Annotated in this window: 20 protein-coding genes; 8 read left to right on the forward strand and 12 right to left on the reverse strand. The window is 44.3% G+C overall.

What is annotated here, in order from left to right:
- Positions 1-128 precede the first annotated feature (128 nt).
- Together AC2JC8_RS07750 and AC2JC8_RS07755 are read left to right on the forward strand one after the other, a co-directional pair.
- The gene (locus tag AC2JC8_RS07750; protein ID WP_484594463.1) at positions 129-1,382 is read left to right on the forward strand and encodes a cytochrome P450; all 1,254 of its coding nucleotides are present in this window, start codon (positions 129-131) and stop codon (positions 1,380-1,382) included.
- Entirely contained in the window at positions 1,383-1,826 is a 444-nt protein-coding gene (locus tag AC2JC8_RS07755; protein ID WP_484594464.1) for a tryptophan-rich sensory protein, read from the forward strand. It abuts the gene before it with no gap.
- Between the two features lie 51 nt (positions 1,827-1,877).
- On the opposite strand, the gene AC2JC8_RS07760 is transcribed toward AC2JC8_RS07755, so the two are convergent.
- The 3 genes from AC2JC8_RS07760 to AC2JC8_RS07770 form a co-directional block, all read right to left on the reverse strand.
- Entirely contained in the window at positions 1,878-2,093 is a 216-nt protein-coding gene (locus AC2JC8_RS07760) for a hypothetical protein (RefSeq protein ID WP_484401216.1), read from the reverse strand.
- Between the two features lie 63 nt (positions 2,094-2,156).
- The gene (gene purT / locus AC2JC8_RS07765; RefSeq protein WP_484401215.1) at positions 2,157-3,368 is read right to left on the reverse strand and encodes a formate-dependent phosphoribosylglycinamide formyltransferase; all 1,212 of its coding nucleotides are present in this window, start codon (positions 3,366-3,368) and stop codon (positions 2,157-2,159) included.
- Positions 3,369-3,447: 79 nt separating this feature from the next.
- Positions 3,448-4,695, reverse strand: coding sequence for a ligand-gated ion channel (locus AC2JC8_RS07770; protein WP_484420168.1), 1,248 nt, complete (start codon positions 4,693-4,695; stop codon positions 3,448-3,450).
- 67 nt (positions 4,696-4,762) lie between these two features.
- Here AC2JC8_RS07770 and AC2JC8_RS07775 point away from each other — a divergent pair, with 67 nt between their 5' ends.
- A complete protein-coding gene (locus tag AC2JC8_RS07775; protein WP_484401220.1) occupies positions 4,763-5,878 on the forward strand; it encodes an ABC transporter substrate-binding protein in 1,116 nt (371 codons plus the stop codon).
- Between the two features lie 382 nt (positions 5,879-6,260).
- Here the strand turns inward: AC2JC8_RS07775 and AC2JC8_RS07780 are convergent, their stop codons facing one another.
- Positions 6,261-6,437 carry an alcohol dehydrogenase catalytic domain-containing protein gene (locus AC2JC8_RS07780; RefSeq protein WP_484594465.1) on the reverse strand — a complete coding sequence of 59 codons (177 nt, stop codon included), beginning with the start codon at positions 6,435-6,437 and terminating at the stop codon, positions 6,261-6,263.
- A gap of 66 nt (positions 6,438-6,503) precedes the next feature.
- Between AC2JC8_RS07780 and AC2JC8_RS07785 the strand changes: the two genes are divergently transcribed.
- Complete coding sequence (locus AC2JC8_RS07785) at positions 6,504-8,189, forward strand: protein adenylyltransferase SelO family protein (protein ID WP_484594466.1); 1,686 nt, start codon at positions 6,504-6,506, stop codon at positions 8,187-8,189.
- Positions 8,190-8,255: 66 nt separating this feature from the next.
- A complete protein-coding gene (locus tag AC2JC8_RS07790; RefSeq protein ID WP_484594467.1) occupies positions 8,256-8,732 on the forward strand; it encodes a cupin domain-containing protein in 477 nt (158 codons plus the stop codon).
- 23 nt (positions 8,733-8,755) lie between these two features.
- Here AC2JC8_RS07790 and AC2JC8_RS07795 read toward each other — a convergent pair whose 3' ends face one another.
- Positions 8,756-9,565 carry an alpha/beta fold hydrolase gene (locus tag AC2JC8_RS07795; RefSeq protein WP_484401207.1) on the reverse strand — a complete coding sequence of 270 codons (810 nt, stop codon included), beginning with the start codon at positions 9,563-9,565 and terminating at the stop codon, positions 8,756-8,758.
- Between the two features lie 12 nt (positions 9,566-9,577).
- Entirely contained in the window at positions 9,578-10,300 is a 723-nt protein-coding gene (locus AC2JC8_RS07800; protein WP_484594468.1) for a lysophospholipid acyltransferase family protein, read from the reverse strand.
- 499 nt (positions 10,301-10,799) lie between these two features.
- On the opposite strand from AC2JC8_RS07800, the gene AC2JC8_RS07805 reads away from it, so the two are divergent.
- A complete protein-coding gene (locus AC2JC8_RS07805) occupies positions 10,800-10,928 on the forward strand; it encodes a hypothetical protein (RefSeq protein WP_484594469.1) in 129 nt (42 codons plus the stop codon).
- A gap of 31 nt (positions 10,929-10,959) precedes the next feature.
- On the opposite strand, the gene AC2JC8_RS07810 is transcribed toward AC2JC8_RS07805, so the two are convergent.
- The 5 genes from AC2JC8_RS07810 to AC2JC8_RS07830 all read right to left on the reverse strand — a co-directional run bounded on the left by AC2JC8_RS07810 (position 10,960) and on the right by AC2JC8_RS07830 (position 15,168).
- Positions 10,960-12,330 (reverse strand): flavin monoamine oxidase family protein, encoded by a 1,371-nt coding sequence (locus tag AC2JC8_RS07810; protein WP_484594470.1) that lies wholly within the window; start codon positions 12,328-12,330, stop codon positions 10,960-10,962.
- Between the two features lie 547 nt (positions 12,331-12,877).
- On the reverse strand, positions 12,878-13,366 hold the full coding sequence (locus tag AC2JC8_RS07815) for a cupin domain-containing protein (protein WP_484401201.1): 489 nt from the start codon (positions 13,364-13,366) through the stop codon (positions 12,878-12,880).
- A gap of 118 nt (positions 13,367-13,484) precedes the next feature.
- Positions 13,485-13,706, reverse strand: coding sequence for a hypothetical protein (locus tag AC2JC8_RS07820; RefSeq protein ID WP_484420161.1), 222 nt, complete (start codon positions 13,704-13,706; stop codon positions 13,485-13,487).
- A 74-nt stretch (positions 13,707-13,780) separates the two neighbouring features.
- The gene (locus AC2JC8_RS07825; protein ID WP_484594471.1) at positions 13,781-14,545 is read right to left on the reverse strand and encodes an SDR family NAD(P)-dependent oxidoreductase; all 765 of its coding nucleotides are present in this window, start codon (positions 14,543-14,545) and stop codon (positions 13,781-13,783) included.
- Between the two features lie 23 nt (positions 14,546-14,568).
- On the reverse strand, positions 14,569-15,168 hold the full coding sequence (locus tag AC2JC8_RS07830; RefSeq protein ID WP_484401197.1) for a carboxymuconolactone decarboxylase family protein: 600 nt from the start codon (positions 15,166-15,168) through the stop codon (positions 14,569-14,571).
- Between the two features lie 54 nt (positions 15,169-15,222).
- Between AC2JC8_RS07830 and AC2JC8_RS07835 the strand changes: the two genes are divergently transcribed.
- Positions 15,223-15,957 carry an outer membrane protein gene (locus tag AC2JC8_RS07835; RefSeq protein WP_484594472.1) on the forward strand — a complete coding sequence of 245 codons (735 nt, stop codon included), beginning with the start codon at positions 15,223-15,225 and terminating at the stop codon, positions 15,955-15,957.
- Between the two features lie 102 nt (positions 15,958-16,059).
- On the opposite strand, the gene AC2JC8_RS07840 is transcribed toward AC2JC8_RS07835, so the two are convergent.
- Positions 16,060-16,953, reverse strand: a complete 894-nt coding sequence (locus tag AC2JC8_RS07840) for a cupin domain-containing protein (RefSeq protein WP_484420158.1) — start codon at positions 16,951-16,953, stop codon at positions 16,060-16,062.
- 483 nt (positions 16,954-17,436) lie between these two features.
- On the opposite strand from AC2JC8_RS07840, the gene AC2JC8_RS07845 reads away from it, so the two are divergent.
- Positions 17,437-17,592 (forward strand): hypothetical protein, encoded by a 156-nt coding sequence (locus AC2JC8_RS07845; protein ID WP_484401957.1) that lies wholly within the window; start codon positions 17,437-17,439, stop codon positions 17,590-17,592.
- Positions 17,593-17,599: the final 7 nt, after the last annotated feature.

Consider the following 17,599-nt stretch of genomic DNA (forward strand, 5'->3'; position numbering starts at 1 on the left):
ATTGCGGAAAAGTAAATAGCCCGCCGCTCAGCTGAGCTTGTTAGGGTCGAAACAGGCCTTACAGCGGGGAAATCATCGATACATCAGAGCTTTTGCCACTGCCCAGTACCCCTGCTGTAAGCGGCGTTATGGAAACGCTTGCTTTTTTTCGAGATCCCGATTTCGCCCAATCGCGCTTTGAGCGCTACGGCGATGTATACGAAACGAGCCTGCTGGGCCAGCGCACAGTTTTTATTCGCGGTGAGAGGGCAATCAACGACCTTTTCAACCAAGCTGATGCTGTGGAGGGTTGGTGGCCTGAAAGTGTAAAAAAACTGCTGGGATCCTTATCGCTTGCAAACAGAAATGGTGCCGGCCACAAAGCGCGCCGTCGTGTTGTGAGTCAACTTTTTACAAGCGCTGCTTTAAATCGCTATAGCCCAACGATTGTGCTCTTAGTTAAAGCGCTCAATCGAGATCTCCTAACTACGCATTCACCAGTGGCATTGGTGCCAAAACTAAGGAGGTTTGCCTTCAGTGTTATTGCGAACACGGTATTGGGATTAGATCAAGCTGATTGCAACGCTCTATTCATAGATTTTGAAACCTGGTGTGAAGGTTTGTTCTCCATACCGATTGCTATTCCGGGCAGCCCATATGCAAAAGCATTTCAAGCCCGTAAAAGACTTATGCGCAGAATTAGTTCTGTATTAGAAAAAGCTCAAACCACATCAATGGGTGGCCTTGATCTTCTGGCCGGGGGTCTTGATGAAGCTGGAATTCCACTAACCGATGAAGATTTAGCTGAACAATTGCTACTGCTGTTATTTGCAGGATACGAAACAACTGCATCATCGCTCAGCTGCCTTGTTTTAAGCCTGCTGCAACATCCAACGGATTTAAATTGGTTATTAGAAGAACTTGTAAATCTACCTTGGCCGCCAATTGAAGGCAATGAAGCAATTGAATACGACGCTCAAAGAGCACCGAGGCTTGAAGCGGTTATTAAAGAAGTAATGCGGTTAACGCCACCAGTTGGCGGCTTCTTTCGGATCACAAAAGAGGCGATCGCCTTAGCCGGGGTATTGGTGCCTCCAAATCGAGTGGTGCAAGTGAGCATTGCTGCAAGCCAGCGCAATGGCACTGATTCCACTGACCTAAACAAATTTCGGCCGCAACGACATACAGAAAAGGAAACAAAAATAACGCTGTTGCCCTTTGGGGGTGGCGAAAGAGTATGCCTTGGCAAATCGCTTGCAGAACTTGAAATTAGGTTGCTCACAGTTGGACTACTTAAAAATATCCATCTATCATTGCTTCCAAATCAAAATCTAACACTTAAATTAATACCAAGCCCTTCTCCAGAAGATGAATTGCTAGTGGAAGCATCTCCACTAATTTAGATGCTTGCTGCAATATCAATCCTACTGGTAATAATCATAGTGGGGGGCATCTTAAATCCAAGTAAAAAGGAGTTTGCTTGGTTTATGAACTTAAAAAGACCGGCTTGGCTGAATTTCGAACGTTTTATACCTCTAATTTGGATCTTTATTTATGGATGCTTCTATTTTTCAGCCTTAACGGCATGGTATAAAAGCTGGAATCTATTTATAATGATATTATACGTAATCTTGTTGCTGTTAGTGCAAAGCTATAAATTTATTATGTGCAAACAAAGAAAAATCAAAACTGGAACCTTAATAGCATTTGCAGGTTGGCTGTGGGGAGGTGTTTTACTAACACAGGTAATTCAGATTTCAATAATTTCCGCATTTTTACTAATTCCCTTTCTGTTATGGAGCCCAATCGGAACGTTTGTTACGTGGCAGATGCAAAAAATAAACTAAAACAAACGTAAATAGACTAAAATAAACAAACATGCCTTAATATTAAACTATTTAATTTTTCAAGGAGGCAGCAAGATTCTCCTTGGCCATTGCCAATGCTTCTAGGCAAGTATCTCTATCGTCTTTATCAATCTCACCTTGATCACCGCGTAAACGCTGTTCAAGAAATTCAATTTCTTCTTGCCAGTGCTCAGCGCCCAGATCAGCGATGGATGCTGCTGAATCATCGTCATTATCACCATCTAAATAAAAGTCGTCGTCTTTCATTTGAATTTTGGGTAGTGAAACTCAAAGGGATTATGCCGCACTACTGGTGAATTTGGCATTGCTTCAACTGCTAAGCACCTTGATCTGTGCAGCAGCATTGTCTGCCTTACGCCTTGCGTCTGCCTCATTAGCGCCTCGAGCGAGAGCCACACCCATGCGGCGATGGGGCCTTGCTTCAGATTTTCCGAATATCAACACCTGAGTATCGATCTCGGCCAGTGCAGCTGCCACACCTTCATAGCTAACCGCTGCTGAATTCTCATGGGCCAGAATAACTCTGCTAGCAGAAGAACCAAGGCTATAAATTGCAGGAATTGGTAAACCCAATATTGCCCTTAGATGAAGTTCAAATTGATTTAAATTTTGGCCAAGCAAAGTTACTAAACCGGTGTCATGAGGTCTTGGAGAAAGTTCTGAAAAAATCAGCTCATACTGCGAATCAGCCGCATTACTAGCATCCGATCTGCACAAAAAGAACTCCACCCCAAACAAGCCTGCTCCACCTAAATTATTAGTAACAGCTAACGCCATTGCCTGCGCTTTCATTAGGCAAGCCTCTGGAATCTGAGCGGGCTGCCAGCTGCATTGGTAATCACCCCGCTCTTGAATATGTGCAATCGGCGGACAAAATAATGTTGGTCCGTTCCACTGCTTCACCGTTAATAGGGTAATTTCAAGTTCAAAGCGAATAAATTCCTCAACTATTACAAGTTCTCCTTCGCCGCGAGCACCTGCCATAGCAAAGTCCCAGGCAGCGGATATCGCCTCAGGTGTTTCTACCACGCTCTGCCCTTTACCAGACGAACTCATTACAGGCTTCACCACTACAGGAAAGCCAAGCTTTTCAGCCGCTGCAGCAAGCTCTGCACTGTTGTTGGCATAAGCAAACCCTGCCGTACGCAGCCCAAGATCTGTTGCCGCAACATTACGAATTCGATCGCGATTCATCGTTACCGAAGTGGCGCGAGCGGTGGGGATAACAGTGATACCTTCAGCTTCAAGCTCAGCTAACGCATCCACCGCTAAAGCCTCAATTTCTGGGATAACCAAATCAGGCTGATATTTGCGCACTACCGCCTTAAGGGCATCTGGATTACCCATCGCCACAACTTCAGCCAGATCAGCAACTTGCATAGCGGGAGCATCTGCATAACTATCTACTGCGATTACGCGGCAACCAAGGCGCTGCGCCGCGATAGCCACCTCCTTACCCAGCTCTCCACTGCCAAGCAACATCAGCGTTTGGGGAAATGTGCCTGGAATGCTTAGAGCCATAGTTGTGGAGTTTATATAATATTAACAAAGTTCTTCAGGTGATAAACCCAATAAGCAAAAAGCATGAAGAAATTGAAAGCTATCCGATCGAAAAACTAGCAACATTAGGAATTGTAATCCAACATATCGCAATCGCAGATCCGCCTAGTAAAGTAACAAGAAGTGGCCAAGTATCATCCAAACGGTGCAGATGCTTGAGCAAAGCTGCCTTGGCTATTGGATCTTCCAAGTCTTCAATATCACCATAGCGACGAGCAATCCAAAGAACTAATACAAAAGCAGCTAGCGTTACTATATAGGAAACTATATAAACCTGATCAAGGAAAGTAAGAAAAGGCAAAACGGGAAGATCAGCCCGGTAAGTTTGTTGCAGAAAAACAAGGGTTAGCAGTACAGTAACCGGGATGCTTGCGCGGGCATCTTGCTCATCAGCACGAACCTTAAAGACTAAGAGCACCATAGACATTAATACAACCAATGGAAGCAATAAACGCCAAACAGAAGCCCATGATGATGTACCAAAAGAAATTTCAAAAAGTACAACACTGTAATCACTTTCATCCCCACCCTGCCCAAAATTTGTTGCATATTGGTGACGATATTCAGCAATAGACCAGCCTTGATTTAGCCAACCAAGAATTCGAGCATTGAAACCAATTCCGCTATTACGAATATCGGGGTCTAAGCGAAGTGTCTTGTAATTTAAACTGCCATCATTATCATCCGGTTCAATAAATAAAGGCAAACTGATGCTCATGAATGGAAAACGTCGGAAATTTGCATGATCGATTAGATATTGACCACGGTAGGTAAAAAGCTGATAATAATCACCATTAGCTAACTTCTTTGCACCATCACCCACCGGAGTAAGTTCTGAACTTGGAGGCTGAGTAGAACTACTAAGTGTATTAAGGAAACTAAAGCGTTGATTAATTGAAACCCCTTCTGCCTCAAGGTAACGTTGTAATGATTCACCCCATGTCATCCAGATATACCCCCCGGAGGCATAACTGGGGATACTCAAATCAAGCTCAGATGTTGTATTCGCATAAACACCAACCTGGGCCCAATATGGAGCATTATCCAGAGCAATCCGATCAACCTGCGCTTCACTGGCATTAAGTAGATCGCCGCGTAAGGTGCTCCAGCCGCTAGGGGGCAATTGTTTTGGATCTATGTTCAGAGCCCGAGATGAACTTGTGAGACGCACTTCATCCCTTGGTTCCAAAGGAACCACATCGATTCCGCTGATCGCACCTAAGGCCAGGATTGCAGCAACTACTATTGAAAAGATGGATAAAAAATTCCAGCGACGGTTCCTTCCCACCAAAATGAAGCAAAAATTTGGTTTTACTTTAGGTGCAGATTGGCTTTTATCCTTATTTCTAGTGTCAATGCTTATATCGCCGCCCCTAGGGCGTTCCGCTCCTCGATTGCAACAAGAGAAAACTCCTGAATCAGAACTAATTATTGGCCGGTCGGCGCCTTTTAGTGGTTTATCTGCCCAAACAGCTAAGGATTATCAAGATGGAATACTTGCCTGGTTTTCAGAAGTTAATCGCAATGGCGGGATTCACAAACGCAAGCTTCGCTTGGTAAGTATTGATGATAATTATAAACCAGCTAGAACCCTAAGCAATACCCATCAATTAATTCACCGAGAAAAAGCAATCGCACTTATTGGTTTTTTTGGTACACCAAATTCCAAATTAGTTATACCTCTAATTGAAAAAGTTGGAATTCCATTTGTGGCTCCCGTAACGGGGGCCAGAGATATATTAAATCCTTATAGGCCCATGGTGTTTAACCTAAGAGCAAGTTATCAAGCAGAAATCGACAAAATTATCAACCACTTAGTTCGTGATGCCCGGCATAGAATAGCTGTATTTCACGTAACCGATGCCTATGGGATTGACGGGCTTCGTTCTGCGAAGATTGCACTTGCGCGCCACAAATTAAAGCCCGTTTTGATATCGAGTTTGCCACGCAACTCTATTGATACATATCAAGTGGCACAAAAAATTGTTAAGGCAAAAGCCAATGCGGTACTAAGCATAAACACATTTGCCACCTCGGCTTCACTAAGCCGCAACCTTTCAAGCATGGGCAGTAGGGCCCAGCTGATGAACCTTTCACCGGTTGGAATTGAAGGCCTGCAAGATGCTCTACCCGGCGGGCGGGCAGATGGGATTGGCATCTCTCAAGTGTTTCCTTTCCCTTGGAATCGCAGGATTCCCGTGATAGCTCAATATCAGGAAATGATGCAACGTCAGAAGGATAATGCTCATTATGGCTATACAAGCTTGGAAGGTTTTTTAGCTGCTCGCTGGCTCACTGCTGCATTAGAGAAAGCCGGCCCTAACCCGAGCCGGGGAAAGTTAGCAGAGGCCTTCCGAAAGCTGGGTAATTTAGATCTTGGCGGCTTTAAATTGCATTTAAAACCAGGCAGTAATCAAGCAAGCCAACTGGTTGAACTAACTTTTTTAAAATCGCAGCGCTGGGGGCCCTAACCCAACCATTTAATTTTCATGCATATCGAGTACAAAACGGTATCGCACATCGCCGCGCCATGATCAAATTGAAAGCATTTAGATGAATTGGATCAAGCACAGCACATAGTTGCTGCAGTTTTCCGCGGGGGGCAAGGGAAACCATCACCGCAGACCAATTAAGGGGTTTAATAACAGGGTTTATAACAAGATAAAACCGTCCGGCCTGATCTGCAAGTTGATCAATACTTTTTAGCTGTGCGCTCCAAAACTAATTGCCTCGTTGGCCTTAGCTTCGTCAATAAATGGAGAAAAAACAATTATTCCACGGACAACGATTGTGGCCTCCAGAGATGAACAAAGATTGCCATTGCCGCCCAAGCATTGGCAGCAATGGGAACAGCTACCACTTATCCAGCCCAGCCCTCACAACGCGACCCACCACCTCATGGCCTGGGATTAGGGGAAGCCTGGTCATGCCCCAATGGTTATCAAGCATTGAGATATCGCTGTGGCATAAGCCGCAATGCAATACTTGAAGCACTAGTTCAAAGGCACGCACGCTTCTGGGGATTGCCATGTTGTGATATTCAACGTTTTGGCTGCAACACATTTACAATTAAACGCACGTGAGGATTGATCGAATATGGAGATATCAGTGAAAACAACAACACTTGAAGAGTTTGCTCAACATGCCAACTACTCCCTTCTGGATTCACTAACACCAGACCCTCAAGCCACATGGGATGGTGATGATCACATGCCCCGACAAGTGTTTTCTGGGCACTACGTGCCGGTAACACCCACACCGCTAGCAGCGCCGAAATATGTGGCGCATAGCAAAACATTATTTAATGAGTTAGGCCTCAGCGATGCCCTTGCTCAAAACGAACAATTCCGCAATCTATTTTCCGGAAACATCAAAGCAGCACAAAAACCAATACGTGGCTACGGGTGGGCAACGGGTTACGCGTTATCGATCTACGCCAGTGAATACACGCAGCAATGTCCCTTTGGGACCGGAAACGGCTACGGCGATGGACGGGCTATTTCGGTATTTGAGGGGTTATTTAAAGGCAAACGCTGGGAGATGCAACTAAAAGGCGGCGGTAGAACCCCTTATTGCCGCGGGGCTGATGGGCGCGCGGTGCTTCGCTCCAGTGTGCGGGAGTTTTTAGCCCAAGAATTTATGCACGCCCTGGGAATACCAACCTCACGCTCATTAACACTGTACGTATCACAAGTTGAAACAGTGCGCCGTGGATGGTATTCAGCAAATTCACAATCGCTCGATCCAGATATTTTGGTAGATAACCCCGCCGCAATTACAACACGTGTAGCACCTTCCTTCCTGCGGGTGGGCCAACTGGAATTATTTGCCCGTCGTGCCCGCAGCAAGTCTCATCCAAATGCTCAAAATGAGCTGAAGATGATTGTTGAACACCTAATTGAGCGCAACTACCGGCAGGAAATTGATCCGAGCTTGGATTTTAGTAATCAAGTAATTGAGCTGGCTACTTTATTCCGCACAAGGCTCACCAAACTGGTTGCTAATTGGCTCCGTGTTGGCTACTGCCAAGGTAATTTCAACAGCGACAACTGCGCGGCCGGGGGCTTCACCCTCGACTACGGACCCTTTGGCTTTTGCGAGCAGTTTGATCCCAGTTTTCAACCTTGGACTGGAGGCGGAGAACATTTCTCATTTTTTAATCAAGCTTTGGCGGCAGAAGCTAATTTTGAAATGTTTTGGAAATCTCTGAGGCAGCTGCTAGATGGCGACGCTCAGAACCTGGCCCGGTTAGATCAAATTCGAGAGAAATTTGCAGAAGTAATGCAACAGGAAATTGAGGCAATGTGGGTAAAAAAACTCGGCTTAAACAGCTTCAACAGATCACTTGTTAATGAACTATTGGAACTGATGATATTATCAAAAACAGATTACACAGTCTTTTTCCGCAGGCTATCTGTAATCCCTGAGGATCTCTCAATGTTAAAAGAGAGCTTTTACATGCCTAGCTCAGAGCAGCTGGATGCACGATGGAACAATTGGCTACAAAAATGGAAGCTTCAATTGAAGGGCGGTAATGAGCTGGGTGCCATATCTAAAGCGATGCAAAGCATCAACCCAAATATAACCTGGCGAGAATGGCTTATTGCTCCAGCATACGAAAAAGCTGCGCAAGGAGATTACAGACTTATCAGAGAGTTACAAAATGTATTCAGCAATCCTTACAAAGAGCAATCAAAAGAATTAGAATCAAAATACAATGTAATAAAGCCGAAACAATTCTTTAATCTCGGCGGAATATCCCACTACAGCTGTTCATCCTGAGATAAAACCTGCTGACTTGACAAAGAATTTAGTGTGTTATGAATTGTTCAAAGTTTAACAAATGCCATGCTTAGGAATTCCATTTCAAGAGTAGCCGTAGCCGGCATACTTATTTCATCTGTTTTTGCTAGCCCATCGATAGCACAACCTGAATTAGGCAAGGATAATGGCAAAAAACCATGGGCAGTAAATATTGAGAAATTAACGGCAGCAAATGCTAATTTTCGTAGCACGATGTGGACAGGTAAAAATCTCCAGTTAACTGTTATGTCGCTCAAGCCAGGCGAGGAAATAGGATTAGAAAAACATGATGTGGGTGATCAGTTTATCCGCGTTGAGCAAGGTAATGCCCGTGTAGTAATGGGGACGATGAAAAATAAAATGACTTTTGACAAAAAAGTATCTGACGATTGGGCAATTCTAATTCCTAGCGGTTTTTGGCATAATATTATTAACGAGGGAAACAATACCCTCAAACTTTATGTATTATATGCGCCCCCTGAGCACCCTGCTGGAACAGTAGACAAAACATTTAAAAAATAATTGCGATCCAGACCATATTAGAACTATTCAATTACTGAGCTTATAGAAGAAAAGCCTAAATTCATAAAAGATTTTTCATTAACAAGTATGTTTTTTAGGCTTATTTCAGTTTCCAATAAACAGGCATGGCCACTGCTTGGCAATATCACCATTTTAGCATTAGGCAAATAGTTGATTAATTTATTTGCTTCTTCAATGGAGGGGAGCAATCGATCAGCACCAGAAGCTAATACTAAAACGGGATTCTTTATTTGATGCAATGGTAAATGTTCCAAAACAAATCTGCTTAATAATGAGAGCCTCCATATAGCGCTAGAAGATCTAACAGATTGCATGGCTTTAAGTAAAGATTGTCTACTATCACTATTAACTCGTCTTGATTCAATAAGGAGAGGAATAAGCGCAAATGTAGACAAGTGGTAAAGTGAGTTAGGCAACCAATGGGATACGGAAGCTCCCCATCCAAGGAATGGCCGTCGCCTAAAAGAAGAAGCCGGATTAATTAAAATTAAACGATCACATAGATCCGGATAGTGCGCTGCAAGTTTGAGGGCTAAACAACCACCAAACGATTCACCACAAAGAATCATGGGTCGTGAAGGTAATAATTTTCGCTCATTGCAGATAAGTTTTGCAAGAATTTCTACGAGTTCATTCCAATCGGTAAAATCATCCAACGGGATCGAAAGACAGCGAATATCATATAAAACCGATAATTCAGGCAATTGTAGTTTAATTAACTCGCCGGAACCATCCATTCCAGGTAAATAAACTAGTAATGGAAGCAGAGGTTTTAAGGGGCAAGGAGTTAGAAATTTCAAAATATTTTTCATAATAAAAATTGGTTATAAATTGCCTTGTTTGAGCAAACCGCTAATTTGTTCTGAGCATAACTGGCTTAACTCTTCAGCTAATCTAAACCGATGATGACCTCGATACCTGGATTTTTGTTCATCATCGATTGAAATAGGCAAACCGAAATGCAAATGAGCACGTTTATATACAACCGCAGAGTGCCAACCCCCTTTACGAAATAATGGCTCTGATGGATCTAATAAACTAAATAGCTTTAATGGCGCAAGTGTATGTTTTTTTTCTTCAATTGATTCTATCGCAACAGGAAGAATTATTAAATCATCAACCGGCGCTTGAAGTGCCAAATGAGCAAATCCTCGATGAAAGCGACTAAGTTGATTAGGTGGATTATTTTGAACCATAGGTTGCGCACCTTCAGGAAAAATTCCAACTATTTCCCTTGATTTAAGTAGTTCAACTGAACGCTCAAAAAATTTCTTTTGTCTTTGGTTGGGAGAATCAAGGGGGATCGCTCCCATCGCTCTAATAAGTTCGCGAAGTAATGGTACCCTACTCATATAGTGATGGCATATAAAACGTACAGAACGATTCATAACAGACATTATTAGTGGAGCGTCTAAAACACTGCGATGGTTACTTACAAGTAATATCCTTTTATTTTTTGGAATCCGATCAATATTATGTACAGAAACATCAGTACCGAATAAGTTTATAAATTGATGTGACAGTTGTAAAGGGGAAATAAATTTCATAAAGAAATCTGATGTTATTGAAAAAATTTCAGAAGGCTATTCAGGATAATAAATTCCCTTAACAGCATAGTATTGCTGGTAAGCAAGTGCGAGCAACGCGCCGTTTTTGGGCTAATATTAGCTTGTTGATTCTTTTTATCATTGGAAGATTTCAATTGGGGCTATTTTCAATTAGGTATTGTAGCGATTATTTTTGGCGGATTGCAAATATGGTGGATAAGCAAGGTTTTCAAAAAACAAAGAACACCCAGATCAATGGATAATCGAGAATTCCGCAGGAAAACAGATCAGATACTACGGAATGAGCAAAAATAACGGTTTTAATTGCTGGTTCATATACTTTTTATGATGATTTAGTGCCTAGCGCCACCATTGATGAATTCGACCTGCCGGCTTGCTTTACGAAACGTCACCCAGCAGTGAAAACGGTTAGGATTTGAGAACTTAGTTCAGTTTTCCGCCCAGCTGGAAATTTAAACCCATGCCAAACTCATTTCTAGTGAATTTAGATTGGAATTCCTCAGGGGAACTAGCTCGAGACGATTTTGAGCAAGTGCTTAGCGAACTTTTAAAAATAAGCGACGTAACAACAGATGTAGTTTCTGTAGCTGAAAGATCTGCCACCTAGGAAATTTCCAGAGAACTCACCTAAATTGCTTTTAAATCAGTAGTTTGTTGACCACCTGAGCTGCATCAATGCCGGCCTGAATTGCTCCTTCGTAATAACCAGCCCAGCGCGGAGATGATTCGGTTCCAGCCCATACCAAATTCCCAACCGGTTCTCTCCAGGCAGAGCCAACACTTGTCCATGTTCCAGGAGTTAGATAAGAAGAAAATGCTCCAGTAATCCAGCTTTCTTCATTCCAGTTTTTTTCAATGTACTCAATGGGATCTCCTGCCTGGGGTCCCCAATAGGTAATCAAATCCTGCAAAATCAATTGCTTGCGCTTAGCGGCTGTTTCTTTTGCCAAGTTAATTGCTCGGTCAGCACTCACAAAAGAAGCAAGTATGCCCGGGGTGCCTGATCGGGGTGACGAATCTGCAGTTAATGCAACCGTATCAAGATTTCCTTGGCCATATCCATTTAAACCCTGATCTCTCCACCATGCGGATGAATAAACTGTAAGAATTTTGAACATCGAACCCATCGGTGATCGCTGGCAGAACCTTGTTACATCTGAGGGCAAATTGGGCTCGAATATAATGCGTGAACGCAATGCAGGTGGGATAGCCACTACTACTGCCCGGCAATTGAAAGAATTTCCGTTAGCAGTTACAACTTCGTAATCAGCTTCAGTTCGTTTGCGCACCAACTGTGCCGGGGAGTTTAAGAAAATTCGGCCTTTAATTTTAGCTGCCAATAGCTCTGGAATTTGTCCAACCGCTCCATTAAGCAGCCAGGTTTCCGGGGCCTCACTTTGGGGAGAGGCTTTTTGAGTTTGAGCAAGATGAAGAATCGAGGCGTCGCCCGTTTCAAACCCCCCCGAGCCTCCAACCCGTGTATACCAACGCAAAATAGAGTGAGCCAGATCAGAATCAGTGCGCTTACGCATCCACGATTCAATAGTTTCTGTGTCGAGCGCCCTAGCGAGCGGGGTTTGCCAGGGGCTTTCTGCGTTAACAGTTTCCACCAACGACAAAAACTCGCGATGCAATTTCAAGGCAGCTTCACGATCTTTGGGTAGAGCAGGGACGCAGTTATAGGAAACATCAAGAAATGTTCCCGCCCAATCACTACTCATTGGAACAACAACGCGTTTGCCATTCCAAACAAGAACAGTGTTTCCATCGAAATAACTCTTAAATATTTCGATTCCCAATTCTTTAGACAAGGCTTGGAATAAATTATGGGTTTTACCCATCCACTGTCCGCCGAGATCAAGCCAACAGTTCTGAATAGTTTGCTGTCTCAAACAACGTCCGCCAAGTTGCGGCGCCGCCTCCATAATGGCGGTGCTCATACCCTGGCGTTCAATCTCACGCGCAGCTACTAGTCCAGATACACCGCCACCAATTATCACAACATCCACAACATTAAGTGCCGCATCATTTACCTTAGAGTTTGAAATTGTTTTCTCCATGAAGTGAGATTTGATTCATTTAAATAATAATAGAGCAAATCGTAAAAACGTCAACTAATGCTGAAATTATGATTATTGCGTGCTAAGGATTACTAACAGGTTTGATTGCTGCAATCGCCTTTGGTTTAATTACTCCACTGATTAGCACCCTCACCTAAACAGGATCACCCCTAGCTTGGCAGGGCTGCTCTACGGGGGATCTTCACCGTCATTGTTGATAGCAACTTTAGTTAGGGGTAAAAGAAATCAAGAGAGTTTGGTTAAATGCCAAGATCTTGGAATGCTGTTATTGCTAACCATCATTGGCGGTATTGCAGCACCCATAGCCTAAGTGAGTGGCTTGGAAGGGGTATTGATAACAAGTTTTACTGGGGCAAGGTTTCCAGCTCCTATGGAGATTGTGCTCATCCTGTAAATCAGTGGGATAGTATTTATGCTCAAGGAAGACCATGCCCACAAGCATAAACACAAGGATCTACACAAGCATAGGCATTAATTAAATAAAATTTGTTATTGCTCCTTGTGGATGCTCGCCAATAGGAAGATCAGCCAATAAACTGAAATCCTCAAAACAAAATCCAGGCCCCACACAGCAACTAACTAGGCTCCACTCCCCACTACTTTGTGCTGCTTGCCAAAAGCCGGCAGGTATTACAGATACTGGCAACAACTTATCATCATTAGTTGAAAATCCTAATGATATTTTATTTGGTACACCACCATCGGGTGAAAGGCTAAACAATTCCAATGGTTCACCGGCAATGTAATGCCATGATTCATCAGCATTAGAAACCCGATGCCATCGGCTTACATGCCCGCTTGGCAGTAAAAAAAGGATCAGCGTAAAAGCAGATCGGTTCTCAGCATCACTACGAATTACGTTCAACTTGCTGCGGTGTAATTCCCGATACCAGCCACCTTCTGGATGTGGTATTAATTGATAGCGATCAATTAATTTATTAACTTCTGCAGTTAAATTAATCATTTAATTTTGCATTTCATTAAATAACATAGCTAGTTTACAGCTCCCGCTGGTAGCTGGCTGCGCAATCCCCCTGGCAGCGTGCATAGGCCATGGAGTGAGGCTGGTTGCACAATTTAGGTTAAAACCGGTCATCTTCCTGCGACTCTGATGCAGCAGAGCTAGGAGCCAATCGCCGCTCCACCTGCAAAAACACGAGCCAGGCAACAGCAGCGCTGATGCCACCTGTCCAGTCGTTGCGCAACAACTCTATTATTGAAATCGTGCTAGCGCCGATTCGCAGGCCCCGTAAAAGAAAACTTCCTAATTTTTTATCTTGCTGGGAAACATTTTCTTGTGGCATAGCTAATTCGCTAACTGTGTTCAGTAACAGCAGAGTAAAGGTTGCAATAAAATATTTTATAAATCAGCTTTAATTCAAATCCCAAGGGTTTCACCGCCATCGATATATAGATCATGAAAGGCAATATGTGCCGAGTCGGGAGACAATAGAAAGGCTGCCGCAGCAGCTACTTGCTCAGGGCGACCCACATTGGCATCAGGTACGGCTGGGCGAAATGAATCCAAATTACCGGCGGCAAGATTTTTGAGATCGGAATGATCTGCCATAAGTTTGTGCATCATCTCCGTTTCCGTGGGCCCAGGCGAAACCACATTTATACGCACACCGAGAGGAACGGTTTCGAGCGCAAGAATGCGTAATGCTTGGCGCATTCCGGCTTTAGCTGCTCCATAGGCAACCTGCCCCATGCGCGGAAAGCGACCAGATATCGATCCAATCGCCACAATTGATCCAGATCGGCGGCTAATCATTTCACGGGAATAGCCTTGGGCTGTAAAAAAAACACCAAATAGATTGATCGCCATAACGCTTTCGATCTGTTCACGTGTTGTTTCCAACGCCGGAGCACTTGTATAGATCCCAGCTGCAATTGCAACGCGCTCGGCTTCTCCTGTTGCTGCCACAAGGGCGGCAATAGAGCTTTGATCAGCCAAATCAACATGCACCACCTCAACTGGCAGATCATCACGGCGCAATTCACTCGCCAAAGAATGCATTGGCGCATCTGAAATGCCGGCGATTATGAGCTTGCTAGTCCATGTTTCCCGCGCGACGCGACGTGCAATCGCCGCACCGATGCCATGGGCAGCTCCCACCACCACAGTTGTTCCTGAAGTCATTTGATCACATTAACAACTATGTTTTACTTATTAATTAGCCCGGGTATATGAGGTAAGGATTCTTCAATCGGCACCTGCAACACATTATTAGTAAGGGAAAATAATACATATTGGGAAACCAATGCGATCAGATCTATCACCTGCTGGGGGTTTAGCTGGCTTCCATAAGCAGCCCAAATCTCAGCGGAAACGCTGCGCTCTTCCACCATTGCTTCTGTGAGGGTGAGCAATGCCTTCTCTAAAGCGCTGAAAGCATCAAATTGCCCCAGCCGCACTGCCTCAATTTCTTCGTCGCTAACGCCAAACTCCTTCGCCACAGGCACATGGTGCTTCCAAACGTAATCGCTGGCATAAAGGCAACCAATCCGCAGGATCACCAACTCCTGCTGCCGCTCAGCGAAAGCCATAGAGCTCTTACTGGTAACCCACCAATTAAGGAAAGGAGCAAGCAGATCTGGACTGTGCATCAGTTGGCCCAACACATTCTCCGGATAGCCCGCCCCCTTTAAACCTGCACCTGGAATGCGTTCTAGGGTGGTGCAACATTCTTGGTTTAGATCATTGCTAGATAGGGCAGTAAGCCTTGACTTGCTCTCATTGGGGTGCACGAATGGGATGCCCATGATGCGAACAGAATTTGTTGTAGAGTATCTACATAATGCCGGAATTAAGGAGTAATGTTAAGTTCTAAATACTCTCATTATTTAAAGATGTTTTCACAAAAGCACGTATTGAAGAGCTTATGTTTATCTTTGGCTACCTATTGTATGGTTTCAGTTGCTAACCCCGCGAAGCCGGAAGATATCCAAATCCAAGAAAGTGCCCCCATTTCACAAGGCGGCTTATCTGGTTTTTATATAACCACTGGTGTTGGCGCAAATTGGCCAATTGATCGGGTAGGAAAAGGTGAGCGCGGCATATTTACAGAATTTTCTAATCCCGGTTTTTCTGGAGAAGTGGGGCTTGGCTATGAATTTAAACCATTACGATTAGAGCTCACTTACGCACTCGATGCAAGCAATCTAGAAGGTTATAATAATGTTTCGGGTAAATATTTTAAATATGTTCAGGGTGGCCAAACACGCAAGAATTCCGCCTTCGCAAGTGTTTACTGGGATCTACTAGCAAGCAAGCGTTTATCGCCTTATGTGGGTGTTGGCATGGGGCTTACATTTCTAAATGTTGGTGCATTTTCCGATCCTGGATTGAGCTACCAAGGCTATTCAAAATCTTTGTTTGGCTATCAAGCCAAAGCCGGACTTTCATATGCAATTAACCATAGATCAAAAGTATTTGCAGAAGCTGTTTATCGCGGCACAAGTTCCTATAACACAAACGATGGATTCGATAAGTGGAACAATCCATCTTTCTCTAGTTGGGGGGCACAAACTGGCCTTAGGATCGGCTTTTGATAACTCAAGATTTTAAAGTTGTGTCTCAACTAATGATTCATCCACTGATAAATCATTAAATTGTTATAAACAACGTATAGCAAGTTACTCCGAAAGCTTGGCTTAAAAGCAATTTTTGGCCTTCCCTGGAGGGGCTTGCAGCTCCACATGTTCTTGCTCGTTTGCATCGTTGCGGGCCACGATTGCAATTGCTGCCTCACTGGCGCTGAGGTTCACCGGCATGTGCATAACTCCCGGCGGGATGAATAGAAAGTCGCCGGCTTGGTTGATCAGCGACTTCTCCAGGCAAGGTCCGTAGAAGGTTTTTACGCGACCTGCCAATAAAAATATCGCCGATTCTGATCCCACATGGCGATGCGCTGCTGCCTGCCCACCAGGCGGAATCACCACCCTGTTCATCGAAAGGCCACGGGCGCCGCTGTTGGCACCTGAAATACCCACAAACTGTTTAAGACCTTGCTTGCTGTCTACGGTTGTCAGCGGTCGAACGCTCACGATCTCGTCTGCTTGCTTGTTGGGATTCTCATTGTGCGCAGAGGCCGCTGGCAACGTGATGGGGTTGCCCTTCGGGCCTACATAAACCACCACGATCACCGCTGGCTCAGGACCAAGGCTTATGCCTCGGTGCACTTTGTTCACCATTTCAATAATCGACTGGCCTGGTTGCAGAGATTGGCTAGCGCCATCGTCGCTTTCAACTCGCAACCTTCCCTGCAACAACACTCCGGCATTGATTACCGGATGAAAATGGCGGGGCAGGCTTACCCCGGCAGGCACAGTGATACGCAACACGGTTACTTCTGCTTGCACATCGTTGAGCTTGGGGAGTAGATCCCCATTCCAGGAGCGATCGCTGCGGCTTAAGGTTTCCACTTTTACGCCAAGGGCGGCAGCGTTGGGCTCGTTATCGGCGCGCGCATTTCCCATTTCCGTGCCGATAGCAAAAACCGCCAAAAAAGCCAAAGCAAAAAGCTGCGGTGTGGTTTTTTTCCTCATGGGTGCCGAGTAGAAACTATTTTTATGAAACGGCGGCAAGGGCGCTACGCCGGTTTCTTAAAGATACGCTTCCAACCCTTCTGGGGCTGGAAACCGCACAGAAGATGCTGCTCGCCGAGGTACCTTGAAATGTCTATGTATCTTAACTTTTGCAGATGGATTTCAACTTGAACTTTCCAAAAAGGCGGGACTGTATAAAGAGCTTTATGGTTAATTAGGAAATGCGATTTTTGCGGTAGCTCCTTTAAGTATATTTGCCTGGCTTAGCTTTCCTCTCTAAGCACAGGCCTCGTGGCAAACTGGTATTTCAAAGGATTTAACCGAATCAGCCGGGTCGATTTAGGGCAAGAAGTCCAAAAATGTCAAAATAAATACAACTACAGAATATTTTAAGTTACATGGTTTGTTACGAGGCGTCGCTTTTGCATTTAGGCCTTTAATGTCTTGGAAATAAATTCAAACGCCTTGAGAACTGCAGGCCCAATGAATCAAACTCAAACAACAATTTTATTTTCTCTTAACTGGCATTCCTCTGGTGAATTAGCCCCAGAAGATCTTGAAACCGTTTTAAAAGCACTTGTGGGATCTGGCGACATAAGCAAAGAGGAATTTAGCCATCAAGAGCTGCAAGCAGCTTAAATTTAAT

This window comes from Synechococcus sp. (assembly GCF_982614295.1).

Excerpts from the sequence above, each read along its gene's own strand:
- AC2JC8_RS07755 (WP_484594464.1), top strand. The coding sequence starts at position 1,383 with ATGCTTGCTGCAATATCAATCCTACTGGTAATAATCATAGTGGGGGGC.
- AC2JC8_RS07815 (WP_484401201.1), bottom strand. The coding sequence starts at position 13,366 with ATGATTAATTTAACTGCAGAAGTTAATAAATTAATTGATCGCTATCAA.
- AC2JC8_RS07800 (WP_484594468.1), bottom strand. The coding sequence starts at position 10,300 with ATGAAATTTATTTCCCCTTTACAACTGTCACATCAATTTATAAACTTA.
- AC2JC8_RS07790 (WP_484594467.1), top strand. The coding sequence starts at position 8,256 with ATGCTTAGGAATTCCATTTCAAGAGTAGCCGTAGCCGGCATACTTATT.
- AC2JC8_RS07825 (WP_484594471.1), bottom strand. The coding sequence starts at position 14,545 with ATGACTTCAGGAACAACTGTGGTGGTGGGAGCTGCCCATGGCATCGGT.
- purT (WP_484401215.1), bottom strand. The coding sequence starts at position 3,368 with ATGGCTCTAAGCATTCCAGGCACATTTCCCCAAACGCTGATGTTGCTT.
- AC2JC8_RS07775 (WP_484401220.1), top strand. The coding sequence starts at position 4,763 with ATGCTTATATCGCCGCCCCTAGGGCGTTCCGCTCCTCGATTGCAACAA.
- AC2JC8_RS07820 (WP_484420161.1), bottom strand. The coding sequence starts at position 13,706 with ATGCCACAAGAAAATGTTTCCCAGCAAGATAAAAAATTAGGAAGTTTT.
- AC2JC8_RS07780 (WP_484594465.1), bottom strand. The coding sequence starts at position 6,437 with ATGGCAATCCCCAGAAGCGTGCGTGCCTTTGAACTAGTGCTTCAAGTA.
- AC2JC8_RS07750 (WP_484594463.1), top strand. The coding sequence starts at position 129 with ATGGAAACGCTTGCTTTTTTTCGAGATCCCGATTTCGCCCAATCGCGC.
- AC2JC8_RS07845 (WP_484401957.1), top strand. The coding sequence starts at position 17,437 with ATGAATCAAACTCAAACAACAATTTTATTTTCTCTTAACTGGCATTCC.
- AC2JC8_RS07795 (WP_484401207.1), bottom strand. The coding sequence starts at position 9,565 with ATGAAAAATATTTTGAAATTTCTAACTCCTTGCCCCTTAAAACCTCTG.
- AC2JC8_RS07830 (WP_484401197.1), bottom strand. The coding sequence starts at position 15,168 with ATGGGCATCCCATTCGTGCACCCCAATGAGAGCAAGTCAAGGCTTACT.
- AC2JC8_RS07840 (WP_484420158.1), bottom strand. The coding sequence starts at position 16,953 with ATGAGGAAAAAAACCACACCGCAGCTTTTTGCTTTGGCTTTTTTGGCG.
- AC2JC8_RS07760 (WP_484401216.1), bottom strand. The coding sequence starts at position 2,093 with ATGAAAGACGACGACTTTTATTTAGATGGTGATAATGACGATGATTCA.
- AC2JC8_RS07835 (WP_484594472.1), top strand. The coding sequence starts at position 15,223 with ATGTTAAGTTCTAAATACTCTCATTATTTAAAGATGTTTTCACAAAAG.
- AC2JC8_RS07785 (WP_484594466.1), top strand. The coding sequence starts at position 6,504 with ATGGAGATATCAGTGAAAACAACAACACTTGAAGAGTTTGCTCAACAT.